Below are 16,261 nucleotides of genomic sequence, written 5' to 3' on the forward strand. Positions count from 1 at the left end.
CTTATTTCTTCGCTGCCGATGCCGCGGCGTTATCCGCTTTGCTGTACGCCCAGTAGATAAACGCACCGCCGATAAGAATCATAGGCAGGGATAAAATCTGCCCCATAGACATAATGCCGCCTAATAAGCCTAAGTGGGCGTCCGGCTCGCGGAAGTATTCAATGGCAAAACGGAAGCTACCGTAACCGAGTAAGAACAGCCCTGAGACACTGCCCGCCGGGCGCGGCTTTTTAATAAACCACTGCAATATAAGGAAGAGCACCAGGCCTTCGAAAAATGCTTCATATAATTGCGACGGGTGACGCGCGTCCGGACCGCCGGTTGGGAACACCATGGCCCAAGGCACGTCCGAAGTGCGCCCCCACAACTCGCCATTAATAAAGTTACCTATGCGTCCCGCCAGCAGGCCAAGCGGCACCAGAGGCGCCACAAAGTCGCCAACGGTAAAAAACGATTTACCGCGCGATTTAGCAAACCAGAATATGGCCGCAATTACCCCAAGCGTGCCGCCATGGAAGGACATGCCGCCTTGGTCAATACGGAATAGGTAAAGTGGGTTTTCCAGGAAATAAGAGAATTGATAAAAGAATACGTAACCCAAACGACCACCGAGGATCACCCCTAGCATGCCGTAAAATAACAGGTCGCTGACTTCTTCTTTGGTCCATCCCGAGCCGGGTTTGGCGGCCTGACGATTTGCCAGCCACATGGCCAGAACAAAGCCAACTAAGTACATCAAGCCATACCAGCGTACGGCCAGCGGCCCTACTTCGAAAATCACCGGGTCAATTTGTGGAAATTCTAAAGCCATAATTTTATTTTTGCCTAGCTAAACACCATACGTAAGGCGATGATCACCAGCAGTAAGGCGAAGATTTTTTTAATATGTGAAACGGGTAAATAATGCGTAGCGCGCGCACCAAAGGGGGCCGTAAACCAGGACGTTGCAACTATGCCGGCCAGCGCGGGAACATAAACAAAGCCAACAAAACCATCGCCGATGTCCTGCACCTGCCACCCGGAGGCAATGTAACCCAAGCAGCCAAACAGCGCAATGGCAATACCACTGACCGCGGCGCAGCCAATGGCCTTTTTCATGTCTACGGAAAAGTAGTTAAGCAAGGGTACGAGAAGCGCGCCACCGCCAATGCCGATCAACCCGGACAGTGCGCCGAGAACCGAGGTTGAACCCAAGATCACCACATCGGATGGCATGGGTCGGGTGCTGGTCGCCCTATGGCTGGAATAGATCATCCGCATAGCGATAAATATGACCGCCACGGCGAAAATTGCTTTCAGTCCCTGCTGGGGTATATAGCTGGCCATAAAGCCGCTGATCAGGGCGCCGGTAGACACACCAAACAGTACCGCTGGCGCCACTTCCCAGGGCACATTTTGGTTGCGATGATGGGCCAGAGCTGAAGACGTTGAGGTAAATAAAATAGAAGCCAGTGAGGTGGCAATGGCTATTACCAATACATGTTCAACATCGGTGACATTAAAATGCACCAGCAGCGCACTGAGCGCGGGTACAATAAGCAGGCCGCCACCTATGCCTAACAGACCGGCGAGAAAACCCACCACACTTCCTAACGCCATGCACAAGATAAAAAGCCAAATAAGATCTGCCATGTATTTTACTTATTCTGTTTTCTTATATGATGAATATATCAGGTTATAAAGAGGATTTCATTGCTTGCCATCATCGTCTTTTTGTCGATATAACAATTGCCCTAGGCCCTGTTCAAGCATGAAATCCCGCACTAAACGGTGCACCTGTTTGGCATGGGCGGCGCTTAAACATTGTGCCAGTAATTGCTTACACTTCTTAAGGCCAACGCGGCGGATAACCCATTTCACCTTATGCAGGGCGCTAAAGTTCATACTTAAGCTGTCAAAGCCCATGGCTATCAACAAAATGGCTCCTTCCGGCTCACCGGCCAGCTCGCCACACAAACTAAAGGGAAAGTTGGCAGCCTGACATTGCTCGGCAATACCGTTTAAGGCGCGCAGAACCGCCGGGTGGTAACAATCGAAGAGATTGGCGACGCGGGAATTTGCTCTGTCCACCGCCAGCAGATATTGAGTCAGGTCGTTGGAGCCGACGGAACAAAAGTCCATTTTGGCGGCAAACTCATGCAGCAAGTACATGCTCGATGGCACTTCGATCATCACCCCAATCAGGGGCTTGTCGATATAGCTGAATTCGTGTGGGAAGTCCTGTTGCAGCTCATAATAAGCGCGCTCAAGCAGGGCTAAAGACTCATCGACCTCCCCTACTTCGCTAACCATGGGCAAGAGAATACGCAGGTTACCCAGGCCGGAATTGGCCTTGATCATGGCCTTAAGCTGATCGAGAAACAACTCGGGATGATCTAGGCTCACGCGAATACCGCGCCATCCCAGAAAAGGGTTTTCTTCCTGAATATCAAAGTAGTCAAGCGCCTTATCACCGCCTATATCCAAGGTGCGCATGGTGACCGGGGCCGGATGATAACTGTTGAGCACCTGGCGATACCATTGCTCTTGTTCATGCTGGGACGGAAAGGTGCCTTTTTGCATAAACCAGGATTCGGTGCGATACAGACCCACGCCGTCGCAATAACGGGCGCTGTCGAGCTCGGTTTGTAGATCCAGACCGGCATTGAGCATCAGGTCGATGGCCTTGCCATCCAGAGTGGTCGAAGGCAGATGGTATTCCGACTCAAACTGGTCGTGTAACTTGGCGTCGCGGTGCTGAATTTGCGCATATTCTTTTTTCAGCGCCTCGCTGGGGCTAAGATACACCCGCCCGGCATAGGCATCGATGATCAGCTCTTTATTATCGAACTGTAACAGCGGAATATCGTTAATGCCCCACACCGTGGGGATATTAAGGGCGCGCGTCAAAATCGAGGCATGGGAGTTGGCGGCGCCATGAACACTGACCACCCCTTTTAAGCGCTCCTTGGGCACCTGCGCTAACATGGCCGGAGTCAGGGTATGGGCCACTAAAATGGTATTTTCCGGATAAGGCTTGGTGGCCTTTTCGGTATTGAGCAGATGAAACAGCACCCGCAGGCCAATGTCTTTTACATCGACGGCACGCTCTTTAATATAAGGGTCCTGCATGGCGTTAAATTGCTGCACCAATCGCTCTATAACCAGCTTTAAGGCGCTTTTGGCACACCAGCCATCGGCAATTTCCAGCTCCACATCGCGACCCAGGCTGCGAGCATCGAGCAATTGCAAATAAACTTCAAAAACAGCGACCGCCTCGCTCGGCAGATGTCCTTGCATGGACACCGCCAAAGTGCTGAACTCCTTGCGGGTGGCTGCCACTGCCTGTAAGAAGAGTTGCTTTTGTTTGAGCTTATCCTCTTCCTTGCGCAGCTCCACGGACGAAAAGTCGACTTTAGGCAGCACCACATAGGCATGGCCCTGGGCGATACCGCCGGAGCTGGAGATCCCCTTGAGCATGGTCGAGCGATGACTGAGGTCGTCCTGCTGCAACAAGGTTTGTATCTGTGCAACCGCCAGTTGCGGCGCCAATTGCGCCGACAAGGTGATCAAAAAGGATTCTTCGTCTTCACTAAATACTCTGGCCGCCGTCTGCTGCACCACAATAACCCCTAGCACCCGTTTTTGATGCACCACGGGCACGGATAAAAAGGCGTTATATTGCTCTTCTTGAACAAGATCTGAGGTTATAAAGTGCGGGTGTGACTTGGCATAGGCAAGGTTGATCGGTTCTTCACGCTGAGCCACCAGGCCCACCAGGCCTTCGGTAAAGCCGAGGCGAAACTTACCCACGGCGGCGGGGTTAAGGCCATCGGTGGCCATCAAGACAAAGTTATCCTGGCTGTAATCGGCAAAATAGATTGAACAGCACTCGGTCTTCATCGCCTTTTTGACCTGGCTGACAAACACCATGAGCGCGCTTTCCAAGCTCGGCTGCTGAGCAACTCGCTCGACGATGGCGCGCATGGTGGCAAGCATATTGAAAACTCTCCTTAACGGCGGTTACGCCACTGCCCCTGGGGCGCTGATTCCTTGCGATTAAATGGCATCGCAATAGGAGCAAATTCTTTCATTACCCGGCGGTAAACGTCGCGTTTAAAGGCCAGACCTGGCGCACCGGATACCAGTAACTCACCCAACGCCAATCATCAAACTCCGGATGATGGGTTTTCAGCAAGTTTACGTCTTCGTCTTTGCATTTTAGTTTCAGCAAGAACCATTTCTGCTTTTGGCCAATACACACAGGGCTCGAATCACGGCGTATTAACCGTTTCGGTAGTTTATAACGCAACCAATGACGCGAGCTGGCAATCACCTCAACATCTTCTGGCAGCAATCCCACTTCTTCATGCAATTCGCGGTACATGGTTTGCTCTGGCGTTTCGCCATCATCTACCCCGCCTTGTGGAAATTGCCATGAATGCTGGCCGTAACGGCGGGCCCAAAATACCTGCCCCTGATTATTGCAGATTACGATTCCGACATTGGCACGAAAACCTTCGGCATCAATCACCTTAGTGCCTCTTTTGTAAGTCGATTTTTATCGATTGTTCCACAATCACCAATTGACAGCAAATAATATTCGCAATTAACACCAAGTTACTCACATGTTGTGCATAACTTTTAATAACTACGGATAAAAATAAAACAAATCCACAATCAGCAGGCCAAAAACAGTATTTCTCCACAGATTCTGTGGATAAATGTGTTTATACATCTGTATTTTGTGGATTAAAACATCACACCAATTGTATGAAATCTTAACAAGCAAGAAAATAACCCATTAAAATCAATTGGTTAAAAATAAAATCAAAGCAAATAGGTGAGCAAAAAAGCATCCAATTTTTTCTGCTCAAAATAGCAACACCCTTGTTCGCCGTACCGAACAAGACTAGGAATTCACCGCGCCTTTGTTACAATCAGGCCTCCACAGCCCTTATCGAGCAGCTATGATTTCTCCACCTACTAACCTTGCCCAATTACGTCAGCGCGTCGATGCCATTGCCGGTATGACCCTAGGGGCGCTTGCCGAGCAATACGGTTTTAAAACCCCGGAACATTTGCAGCGAGAAAAGGGCTGGGTTGGGCAATTGTTGGAATATGTGCTTGGGGCTACCGCTGGCTCTTTGCCGGAACCGGACTTTCCCGCCCTTGGTGTGGAATTAAAAACCTTGCCCATTTCCTATCAGGGCACGCCGCTGGAAACCACCTTTGTCAGCGTCGCCCCCCTTACACAGGTGACCGGGCTGAGTTTCGAGCAAAGTACCGTGTATAAAAAACTCTGTCATGTCTTGTGGTTGCCGATTTTGGCCGAGCGCGATATTCCTGTAGTGGAACGAGTGATAGGCAGTGGCTTTTTATGGCAACCCAATGCGCAGCAATTCGCCCAGCTGAAGCGGGATTGGGAGGAACTCACCGAGATGATAGCTCTGGGGCAAATTGAGCAGGTCAATGGCCATTTTGGCGAGGTGTTACAACTGCGCCCCAAGGCCGCCAACAGCAAAGCCCTGACCGCAGCCATAGGCAAAAATGGCGAGCGCATTCAGACCCTGCCACGGGGCTTTTATTTAAAAACCCAGTTTACCCGGCAGATCCTCGCTCAACAGTTTCAGCCTTAAATTCATTTGTAGGTCGGTGCTTTGCGCCGACAATGCCAATGAATGTGCAATTTGTCGGGGTGAATCCCGACCTACAACGACATATCGCTTGTGACACCTTTGTCGGGGTGAACCCCGACCTACAACGACATATCGCTTGTGGCACCTTTGTCGGGGTGAACCCCGACCTACAACGACGTTTCGCTTGTGGCACCTTTTGTCGGGCTGAAAGCCCGACCTACAACGACATGGTGATAAGGGTGCTCCAAACAGGCATAAAAAAACCGCGGTAAGACCGCGGTTTTTTTATTGGCTAAATAAGCTGGGCTTATTGGCCTTTGATTTCAGAACGGCCTTTATAAACCGCTTTGTCACCAAGTTGTTGTTCGATACGTAGTAGCTGGTTGTACTTAGCTACACGGTCTGAACGACATAGTGAACCAGTTTTGATCTGGCCAGCAGCAGTACCTACCGCAAGGTCGGCGATTGTCGCGTCTTCGGTTTCGCCACTACGGTGTGAAATAACCGCAGTAAAGCCGGCGTCTTTAGCCATCTTGATTGCATCAAGGGTCTCAGACAGTGAACCGATTTGGTTGAACTTGATAAGGATAGAGTTACCAATGTTCTCGTCGATACCACGCTTAAGGATCTTAGTGTTGGTTACGAATAGATCGTCGCCCACTAGCTGCACCTTGTCGCCAATCTTATCGGTTAGAATTTTCCAACCCGCCCAGTCGCTTTCGTCCAGGCCGTCTTCGATTGAAACGATAGGGTAACGTGCCGCTAGGTCTGCAAGGAAGTCGGCGAAACCAGCCGAGTCGAATACCTTGCCTTCGCCTTTAAGGTCGTATTTACCATCGTGGTAGAACTCTGAAGAGGCACAGTCTAGCGCTAGGGTTACGTCTTTGTTTAGCTCGTAACCGGCAGCAGCAACGGCTTCGGCGATCACTTCCAGAGCTTCTTCGTTTGACTTAAGGTCAGGTGCAAAACCACCTTCGTCACCTACCGCAGTGTTTAGGCCGCGTGCGCTTAGTACTTTTTTCAGGCTGTGGAAGATTTCCGCACCCATGCGTAGTGCTTCGCTGAAGCTAGGAGCGCCTACCGGCTGAACCATAAACTCTTGGATATCAACGTTGTTATCCGCGTGCTCACCACCATTGATGATGTTCATCATAGGCACAGGCATTGAATACTGGCCAGATGTACCATTGATGTCGGCGATGTGTTCGAATAACTCAACACCCTTGTCCTGAGCTGCCGCTTTAGCGTTTGCTAGCGATACCGCCAGGATGGCGTTTGCGCCTAGCTTTTCTTTGTTTTCGGTGCCATCAAGCTCAAGCATGATGTTATCGATTGCACGCTGCTCAAGCGCATTTTGGCCTTTAAGGGCGGCGGCGATTTCGTTATTTACATAACCTACGGCCTTCAATACACCCTTGCCCAGGTAACGACTCTTGTCGCCATCGCGTAGCTCAAGCGCTTCGCGTGTACCGGTTGAAGCACCAGAAGGTGCACAAGCACGACCCCAAGCACCGCTGGCTAGGTATACTTCGGCTTCAACAGTTGGGTTACCGCGTGAGTCCATAACTTCACGGCCAATCACTTTAACAATTTCTGACATCTCGAATGATTCCTCTTGTCCCAGGTTTAGTACTCCCTCCCCCCGGGGCCGATTCTTGGCGCCTCTGGGCAAGGGGTATAAAAACGAAAAAGCCGTGCATGGGCACGGCTTAGTACGATCGATTACGAAGACTGCTTCTGGAAGCTGTGTGCAGCCGCCACGAAACCTTCAAATAGTGGGTGACCATCACGTGGCGTTGAGGTGAATTCCGGGTGGAATTGCGCCGCAATAAACCAAGGGTGATCTTTGTTTTCAATGATTTCCACCAGCTTCTTATCTTCGGAAAGACCGGTGAACTCAAGACCCGCTTGCTCAAGCTGCTCAACATAGTTGTTGTTCACTTCATAGCGGTGACGGTGACGCTCAACGATTTGATCATTGCCGTACACTTCACGTACCTTTGAACCTTCTTTCAGATGACAAAGCTGAGCGCCAAGACGCATGGTGCCGCCTAAATCAGACGCTTCGTCACGTACTTCTACGTTACCGTCTTTATCAAGCCATTCGGTGATAAGGCCCACTACAGGATGCGGCGAGTTGGTATCGAACTCGGTTGAGTTCGCTCCTTCAAGACCGGCTACGTTACGCGCATATTCAATTAGCGCCACCTGCATACCTAAACAGATACCTAGATAAGGCACCTTGTTTTCACGGGCATACTTGGCCGCCATGATCTTGCCTTCAACACCACGGCCGCCGAAGCCGCCCGGTACTAAGATGGCATCAAGACCTTTCAGCAGGTCAACGCCCTTGCTTTCGATATCTTGTGAGTCAACGTACTGAATGTTCACTGTCAGGCGGTTTTTCAAACCAGCATGCTTAAGGGCTTCGTTAACCGACTTATAGGCATCCGGTAGTTCGATGTATTTACCCACCATACCGATAGTCACTTCACCAGTAGGGTTCGACTCTTGGTAAAGTACTTGTTCCCACTCGGATAGATCCGCTTCCGGGCAATCCAGGTAGAAACGACGACAAATGATGTTGTCCAGATCCTGCGACTTAAGCAGCGCCGGGATCTTATAAATGCTGTCTACGTCTTGTAGCGAGATAACCGCTTTTTCTTCAACGTTAGTGAACAGGGCAATCTTGGCACGCTCATTACCCGGTAGTTTACAGGCCGAACGACATACCAGGATGTCTGGCTGAATACCGATAGAACGCAGCTCTTTTACAGAGTGCTGAGTCGGCTTGGTTTTCACTTCGCCCGCAGGGCCTAAGAATGGCACCAGCGTTAGGTGCATAAACAAGGCGCGCTCGCGACCGATTTCGGTACCAAGCTGACGAATGGCTTCTAAGAAAGGTTGTGACTCGATGTCACCTACGGTACCGCCGATCTCAACGATGGCGATATCATGACCTTCTGCACCTTCAACTACACGACGTTTAATGTCGTTAGTGATGTGCGGGATAACCTGAATGGTTGCACCCAGGTACTCACCACGACGCTCGCGACGAAGAACATCTTCGTATACACGACCTTGGGTGAAGTTGTTGCGGCTGGTCATCTTGGTGCGAATGAAACGCTCATAGTGACCAAGGTCAAGGTCCGTCTCTGCACCGTCTTCGGTAACGAACACTTCACCGTGTTGAATTGGGCTCATGGTGCCCGGATCAACGTTGATATAAGGATCCAGCTTTAAGATTGTGACTTTTAAGCCACGTGCTTCTAAGATCGCTGCCAATGATGCAGCAGCAATACCTTTACCCAACGAGGAAACCACCCCGCCTGTAACGAAGATAAATTTTGTACTCATGCGAACCCTAAGATATCAGGAAATGGATTAAATTATAGAATCAAGACGGGGCGATAGTATAGCAAAGCCCCCTCGGCCAATCCAGCTAAAATTAATCTCGAAGAGCGCCCTTTGGGGCACCCGAGGGAGCGCCCTTACTCGTGCTCTTTTACCGCCTGCCAGGCCGCTTCCATCTGCTCTAGATCGGCGTTTTCCAGGTTCAGCCCTTGAGCCGCCAGTTGTTCCTCGACGCCATTAAAACGTCGGCTAAACTTGCGGTTGGCCTGACGCAGCAACTGCTCCGGGTCACGACCTAGGTGGCGGGCAACATTTACCGTGGCAAACAGCAGGTCGCCAAGTTCCTCGGCGCAGTGCTCGCTATTTGGGTCATGCTCTATGGCCTCGCGCACCTCAAGTACTTCTTCGGCGACCTTGTCCAGAGCACCATCGACACTGGGCCAGTCAAAGCCTACGGCGGCAACGCGCTTTTGAATTTTATTTGCAGCGCTGAGCGCTGGCAGGTTGGCGGGAATGTCATCGAGCAGATGCGCCTGCCCCTTGGCCTGGCGCTCCTGATGCTTGCGGGTTTCCCAATTATCCCGGGCTTGGCCATCGGCAAAAATATGAGGGTGGCGCTGTTTTAACTTGCTATTGAGCTCGGCAACCACGGCATTAAAGTCAAATAGTTGTTGCTCACTGGCCAGCTGGCTGTAAAAGATGACCTGAAACAGCAAGTCACCCAGTTCCGCCTTGAGTTCATCATAGGCGCCACGCTCTATGGTGTCGGCCACCTCATAGGCCTCTTCCAGGGTGTGCGGCACTATGGTTTTAAAGGTTTGCGCCAGGTCCCAGTCACAACCGGACTCAGGGCAGCGCAACTTGGCCATTATGGCCTGTAGCTCGGCAATGGTGTTGTGACTCATCCACCGGCTCCCACACGAGAGGCATCATACACGCCCTCGATTTGCATCAGCTTAGTCAGTAAGCGGTTGGTACTGCTTAAATCCGACACCGCAATCTTCATATTGAAAATCGCCAGCTGTTTCTCGTCCACCGTATTCACATTCATGCTCAGCACATTGACCTTTTCATTGGCCAGCACCGAGCTGATATCACGAATAAGCCCCTGGCGGTCATTGGCTTCTACCTTAATAGAGAGTGCAAAATCGCTGCTGGTTTTTGCCGACCAGCTGACCTCAACGATGCGCTCCGGGTGGCGCTCCTGTAAGGTGGCGAATTGCTCACAGTCACTGCGGTGCACGGCAATGCCCCGACCCTGGGTGATATAACCACAAATGGAATCGCCGGGCACCGGCTCACAGCAGCCGGCCATATGACTCATCAGGGAGCCGACGCCTTCCACCACTATGCCGTTTTTATCCGCCTTGGTGCTGCGACTGGGCTGTTTAAACTTAATTTGCGGCTCAGGCTCACCCTTGTTTTGCACAAAGTTCAACAGCTGGTTTAGACGCACATCGGCGGCGCCTATGGCCACCAGCAGGTCATCCAGATTGGTGAAGTTAAAGCGCTTAATAGCCGGGTCGAGATCTTTGTAGGTAAGATCCAGCTTCTGCAGCTCGTTATCAAGTATGTCTTTACCAGCCTGCAGGTTTTTATCCCTGTCGAGCTGTTTAAACCAGTGATGGATTTTCGCCCGTGCCCGTGATGAGCGAATATAGCCAAGGGATGGATTGACCCAGTCGCGGCTCGGATTCGGCTCTTTCTGGGTAAGAATTTCCACCTGATCGCCGGTTTGCAACTGATAGGTAAAAGGCACAATTTTGCCAAATACCTTGGCACCAATGCAGCGATGGCCAACATTGGAGTGAATATAGTAGGCAAAGTCCAACGGCGTGGCGCCATAGGGCAAGTCAAAAATATCGCCGCGCGGGGTAAAGACATAGACCCTGTCTTCCACCACCTGGTTTTTCAGTTCATCTGCCAGGTCTGTGCCGTCGACCACTTCCTCTTGCCATTGCAGAATCTTTTGCAGCCAACTGATTTTTTGCTCATAACCGCTGTCGCGACCGCCCAGCGCTCCTTCTTTATACATCCAGTGCGCGGCCACACCGAGCTCGGCATCCTCATGCATCTGCGCGGTGCGAATTTGAATCTCCACGGTTTTGCCCTCGGGGCCAAAAACCACGGTATGAATGGACTGATAACCGTTCGGCTTAGGGGTGGCGACATAATCGTCAAATTCTTTAGGCAGATGGCGCCAGCTGGTATGCACCACACCAAGGGCGCCGTAACAGTCCTGAATTTTATCCACCACGATACGCATGGCGCGAATATCGAAGAGCTGGTCGAACTCATAGTTCTTTTTGCTCATCTTCTTATAGATGCTGTAGATATGCTTAGGGCGGCCATAGACCTCGCCCTTAATGCCGACTTCGTCCAGCTTGGTTTGCACCTGCTTGACCATGTCGCGCATATATTCTTCGCGGTCGAGACGCTTTTCTTCTAATAACTTGGCGATGCGTTTATAGGTTTGCGGGTGCAAATAGCGAAACGCGAGATCTTCGAGCTCCCATTTCAGCTGGCCAATACCCAAACGGTTTGCCAAAGGGGCAAAAATATTACTGGTTTCCTTGGCCGCTATGACCCGCTCTTCTTCGCTGGCATCTTTCACCTCGCGCAGATAACACACCTGCTGCGCCAGCTTGATCACTACGGCACGCACATCTTCCACCATGGCCAGCAGCATGCGGCGGATCTTATCCACCTGCACCTGTCCGCTTGAGGCATGAGCCAGGGTGCTGATGGTGGCCATTTGCTCCACCCCGGTCAGCAACAGGCCGACATCCTTATTGAAGTCCTCGCTAACATCACTGATAGCGATTTTATTGGCGATAAAATAGGGCGTCAGGTAGGCGGTGGCCAAGGAGGTTGCATCAAGGTTGAGTTGCGCCAGAATTTCCACCATTTCCAACGCCAATCGGTCGCTGTCGGCATTGCGGTGCTCACCGCAGTATTCGGTGGCCGCTTTGACCAACTGATACTTGTCGTCACTTAACGCCAGCTGCTTTAGGGCGCTGTCGAAGTTTTCGATATCGGTACGATGCGACTGTCTTGTTGCCACCATGGCGGACTCTACCCCCGTGTAAATAATGCCATTGTTTCGATATGACCTGTGTGCGGGAACATGTTCATAATTCCCAGTTTATTGAGCGAAAAACCCGCTGCCAGTATCGTTTTGCTGTCTCTTGCCAGAGTAACGGGATCACAAGACACGTACAAGACGCGTTTGAACTGTTTGAGCGGTAATTGCGCAAGTATAGCTTCGGCACCCATGCGCGATGGATCAAGCAGCAACACATCAAGGTTTTTATCAAACCAACTCGCCTGCGCCAAGGGCTCGGTTAAATCAAAACAATGAAACTGACAATTATCCAATTCATTGGCCTTGGCATTTAACTGAGCATAGTCCACAGCCGAGGCCACGCCCTCAACACCGACCACTCTTTTTGCCTGCTTAGCTGCCAGCAAGGAGAAGTTGCCGACACCGCAAAACAAATCCAACACCTGCTCATCGGCACCTAACGCCAACCACTGCATGGCCTGGTTAAGCATCTGCTCGTTCACCTCGGCATTGACCTGAATAAAATTATCCAGGCCGAACTGCAAGGACAGTTCACCTTGTTTAATATGATAGCTGGCCGCCGGTAGCACCTGCTCGGTGCTGTGCTGCCAAACCAAGGTCCAGTCATGCTCGCTGGCGGCATCCTGTACTAGTTGCTGCACCTTGTCGACGATGGCCTTAGTATGACGTACTACTATGTAATGGGTGTCTTCTGTGGCCACCAGCTGCAAATGCGATACTGAGCGCAGCGCCGGATGCTGCTCTATCTGAGCGCGGAAAAATGCAAAGACCGCATCAAAGCCCTGCTCCAACACCGGGCAGTGTTCGATATTAACTATCTGCTTGGAACCTTGCTGGCGAAAGCCCACCTGCAGGCCGCGATTCTTATCATGGAAAATACTGATACGGGCACTGCGGCGATAATGCCAGGGCTGACTTTCGATTGGGGCCTGCCAAGGTAATTCGCTTTGGCCGGTAAACTTGGTAAAAAGAGCGCCCACCGCCTGCTGCTTGGCGTCCAGTTGTGCCTGCAGTTCAAGATGCTGCAAGTTACAGCCGCCGCATTGATGATAATGCTGGCACATGGGCTTAACCCGCGCTGCGCTGGGCTCAAGCACCTTAATGCATTGGCCCTCTGCGTAGCTTTTCTTATCGGCATTAATACGTGCCAGAACGCGCTCACCCGCCAGGGCTTCATTAACAAAAACAACCTTGCCGTTATTTTTTGCCACGCCGCGCCCATGGTGATCCATACTCTGGATGCTCAATTCTTGCGTTTGATTTTTAACTTGTTTTTTACTTGGCTTAAAAAAGTTCGCCATGCCCCGCCCTAATTTACATTGATAAAGATCGGTGTAAGCTATAACCTAAACTTAACACAGTCTCATTTATTTGTTTGCTTATGAACCGACTAGGCCTTCGGGATTCAGTCCTGATCCTGACCTTGGTGCCTACCGTGGTGATTGGTCTATTGCTCGGCGGCTATTTTACTATAAATCGCTACCTGGAGTTGGATGAATTTCTCATCGAGCAAGGCAGCACCATAATCGAACCATTAAGTATTGCCATAGAGCAACCCTTAGTTAAAAACGACAAGGCTACGTTAGAGCGCATAGCTCGCCATATTCACAATATGCACTCGCCGCTTGTAAAGTCCGTGGCCATTTTTGACGCCAGCGATTCCTTGGTGGTGACCAGCAATTTACATCGCAATTTTGACCGTCTGACTACTATTCCCCCCGAGGTGCATCAGAGCCTGAATAAGGCCATTCACGACGATGAATTTTTAATTTTTTATCAGGGCGTACTCAACCCCAATACCCCCAGCCATCTGCCGTTTCAAACCGCCGGCACTGTGATGGTGCAATTTAACCGCCAGGCCGCGGTAATAGAGCAACAAAGAGCCATTTTAATCAGTGCCGCTGTGATCTTATTAGCCATCGGCTTTGCCGTGGTGCTCTCCATTCGTCTGAGCCGTATGATCACCCAGCCCTTGTCACGTTTGGTGCGCGCCACCGGCGAAGTAGCCCGGGGCGAAGTGCCGCAAAACATTACCCAGACCATGCAGGGCGAGCTGGAGCAACTGCGCTTAGGCCTAGTGAGCATTACCGAATACATGGCCGATGAAAAAGACGAAATGCAGCGTCATATCGACCAGGCCACCGCCGACTACCAGGAAACCCTAGAGCAGTATGAAACCCAGAATATTCAGCTCAATATCGCCAAACGCGAGGCCCTGGCCGCCAACAAGGTTAAGTCGGACTTCCTGGCGAAGATGAGTCACGAGCTGCGCACCCCGCTCAATGGGGTTATTGGCTTTGCTCGCCAGCTTTATAAAACGCCGCTTAATAAGAGCCAAAAAGATTACCTGGATACCATAGAGGCCTCGGCCAACAGCCTGCTTAGCATCATCAGCGATATTCTCGACTTCTCCAAACTTGAAGCCGGCGCCATGGAGCTGGAAAGCATTCAATTCCAACTGCGCGATGCTGTGAACGAGGTGCTGACCCTGCTCGCCCCCGGCGCCCATGAGAAAAACCTGGAGCTGTCGATTCATGTAAACCCCAATGTGCCCGAGCAACTGTTTGGCGACCCAACCCGCTTTCGACAAATTCTTACCAACCTGGTGAGTAACGCCATTAAGTTTACCGAGCAGGGTGAGATCAATATAGATATCAGCAGTCGCCTGCTGGCCGATGAGCGCACCTCCTTACTGATCTCGGTAAAAGACACCGGCGTCGGCATTGCCATGGATAAACAAGACACCTTGTTTACCCCCTTTGGCCAGGCCGACTCCAGCATCACCCGTAAGTTTGGCGGCACCGGCCTGGGGCTTATGATCACCAAGCATTTGGTTGAAGCCATGGGCGGACGCATCACCTTGAACAGCGCCCCGGGTAAGGGCACCTGCTTTACTTTTAACGCTGTGTTTAAGCTGCCGGACCATCATTTCCAAACCGAACTGCCCTGCGGCTCCTTAGCCACTAAGCGGGTGCTGTATTTCGAGCAAAATGAGCACAGCTACATGGCCACCACCAGCATATTGCATGCCTGGGGTGTGCATGTAAGCGGCTGTCGCAACCTGGAAGAGCTAGAGCAAGTACTCACCGGCTCCTTTAAATTTGATATCTGTGTACTTGGCGATGCCGGCGGTGTCGAGTCCATGGCGCTGATGAAACAGCTCATTTCCATGGTGCGCCCACACAGTGACTATATCTATTTGCTGCTCAATACGGTGTCGCATAATATGCGCGAGGCCTTAGTGGGCAGTGGTGCCGATGGCTGCCTCAGCAAACCCATTAATCATCGCAAGTTTTGCGAAATGATGGCGGCGCCCTATCGTCTTGATCACCCCACCATTCACACCCAGGACCGCAAGGCCAGCCGCCTGCCGTTAAAAGCCCTGGTCGTGGACGATAACGATGCCAACCTGAAACTGATCTGCGCCTTGCTTGAAGAGCAGGTGGAAGAGCTGGATACAGCCCATAACGGTGCCCAGGCGGTGGAGGTCTGTAAAAGCCATAAATACGATATGATCTTTATGGACATACAAATGCCGATTATGGACGGCATTACCGCCTGTAAGCTCATTTGCGAGTCCTCTCTCAATGAAGACACACCAATCATAGCCGTGACCGCCCACGCCCTAAGCGGGGAGAAAGAACAGCTTAAGGAAGTTGGCTTTGCCAGCTACCTGACCAAGCCTTTGGACGAGGACATGCTCCACGAAGTACTTATGGAGCACGGCGCCGATCATAAGCGCCTGCGCGAGCGCCACGTCAACAAGAGCCCCCCAAGCACACCTCCCTTTGCCAGCAATGGCCTGAACTGGGATCTGGCTCTGCAACGCGCCGGTGGCAAGGAAGACCTGGCCCAAGAAATGCTCAACATGCTGCTGCTCAGCATTCCGGAAACCGTCAGCCTGATAGAAGAAGCCATGACCGCCAAGGATCACCAACGCTTACTTTCTATCATCCACAAGTTCCACGGCGCCTGCTGCTATACCGGCGTGCCGAAGCTGAAAAAGCTCGCCGAGCTGATTGAAACGGCCATGAAGGAGCAGGCCAGCATCAATGATATCGAGCCCGAGCTGCTGGAATTGCTGGATGAGCTCAGGAATTTGCTGACGGATGCGGGGTTGGAGAAGAACAACTCGTTGTGACGGATGGTGTGATTACCATCACACCCAAGGGGCGAGTCCCCTTGGAACCCCTGTTTGGCAGAG

At 51.5% G+C, this 16,261-nt stretch carries 11 protein-coding genes and 1 pseudogene; 3 read left to right on the forward strand and 9 right to left on the reverse strand.

Features of this window, described 5'->3' with window-relative positions; translation table 11 throughout:
- Nucleotide 1: 1 nt before the first annotated feature.
- The 4 genes and pseudogenes from lgt to rppH form a co-directional block, all read right to left on the reverse strand.
- The gene (gene lgt / locus C2M17_RS10600; protein WP_105200731.1) at nt 2-811 is read right to left on the reverse strand and encodes a prolipoprotein diacylglyceryl transferase; all 810 of its coding nucleotides are present in this window, start codon (nt 809-811) and stop codon (nt 2-4) included.
- A 14-nt stretch (nt 812-825) separates the two neighbouring features.
- Nucleotides 826-1,632 (reverse strand): sulfite exporter TauE/SafE family protein, encoded by an 807-nt coding sequence (locus C2M17_RS10605; RefSeq protein WP_105200732.1) that lies wholly within the window; start codon nt 1,630-1,632, stop codon nt 826-828.
- Nucleotides 1,633-1,689: 57 nt separating this feature from the next.
- Entirely contained in the window at nt 1,690-3,978 is a 2,289-nt protein-coding gene (ptsP, locus tag C2M17_RS10610; protein ID WP_105200733.1) for a phosphoenolpyruvate--protein phosphotransferase, read from the reverse strand.
- A gap of 14 nt (nt 3,979-3,992) precedes the next feature.
- Nucleotides 3,993-4,513: pseudogene (gene rppH, locus C2M17_RS10615) on the reverse strand (RNA pyrophosphohydrolase).
- Between the two features lie 436 nt (nt 4,514-4,949).
- On the opposite strand from rppH, the gene mutH reads away from it, so the two are divergent.
- Together mutH and C2M17_RS15865 are read left to right on the forward strand one after the other, a co-directional pair.
- Nucleotides 4,950-5,618: a DNA mismatch repair endonuclease MutH gene (gene mutH, locus C2M17_RS10620; protein WP_105200734.1), complete on the forward strand. Its 669-nt coding sequence runs from the start codon at nt 4,950-4,952 to the stop codon at nt 5,616-5,618.
- A gap of 38 nt (nt 5,619-5,656) precedes the next feature.
- Nucleotides 5,657-5,890 carry a hypothetical protein gene (locus C2M17_RS15865; protein WP_233997962.1) on the forward strand — a complete coding sequence of 78 codons (234 nt, stop codon included), beginning with the start codon at nt 5,657-5,659 and terminating at the stop codon, nt 5,888-5,890.
- A gap of 35 nt (nt 5,891-5,925) precedes the next feature.
- Here C2M17_RS15865 and eno read toward each other — a convergent pair whose 3' ends face one another.
- The 5 genes from eno to rlmD form a co-directional block, all read right to left on the reverse strand.
- The gene (gene eno / locus C2M17_RS10625) at nt 5,926-7,218 is read right to left on the reverse strand and encodes a phosphopyruvate hydratase (RefSeq protein ID WP_105200735.1); all 1,293 of its coding nucleotides are present in this window, start codon (nt 7,216-7,218) and stop codon (nt 5,926-5,928) included.
- Between the two features lie 122 nt (nt 7,219-7,340).
- Complete coding sequence (locus C2M17_RS10630) at nt 7,341-8,975, reverse strand: CTP synthase (protein WP_105200736.1); 1,635 nt, start codon at nt 8,973-8,975, stop codon at nt 7,341-7,343.
- Between the two features lie 134 nt (nt 8,976-9,109).
- Nucleotides 9,110-9,877 carry a nucleoside triphosphate pyrophosphohydrolase gene (mazG, locus tag C2M17_RS10635; protein WP_105200737.1) on the reverse strand — a complete coding sequence of 256 codons (768 nt, stop codon included), beginning with the start codon at nt 9,875-9,877 and terminating at the stop codon, nt 9,110-9,112.
- Nucleotides 9,874-12,039: a GTP diphosphokinase gene (gene relA, locus C2M17_RS10640; protein WP_105200738.1), complete on the reverse strand. Its 2,166-nt coding sequence runs from the start codon at nt 12,037-12,039 to the stop codon at nt 9,874-9,876. Before relA ends, mazG begins: the two co-directional genes overlap by 4 nt.
- Nucleotides 12,040-12,047: 8 nt before the next feature.
- Nucleotides 12,048-13,358 (reverse strand): 23S rRNA (uracil(1939)-C(5))-methyltransferase RlmD, encoded by a 1,311-nt coding sequence (gene rlmD / locus C2M17_RS10645; RefSeq protein WP_105200739.1) that lies wholly within the window; start codon nt 13,356-13,358, stop codon nt 12,048-12,050.
- An 80-nt stretch (nt 13,359-13,438) separates the two neighbouring features.
- On the opposite strand from rlmD, the gene barA reads away from it, so the two are divergent.
- Entirely contained in the window at nt 13,439-16,198 is a 2,760-nt protein-coding gene (gene barA, locus C2M17_RS10650; RefSeq protein ID WP_105200740.1) for a two-component sensor histidine kinase BarA, read from the forward strand.
- Nucleotides 16,199-16,261 lie beyond the last annotated feature (63 nt).

It is taken from the genome of Pseudoalteromonas sp. T1lg10, assembly GCF_002964545.1.
Classification (GTDB): domain Bacteria; phylum Pseudomonadota; class Gammaproteobacteria; order Enterobacterales; family Alteromonadaceae; genus Pseudoalteromonas.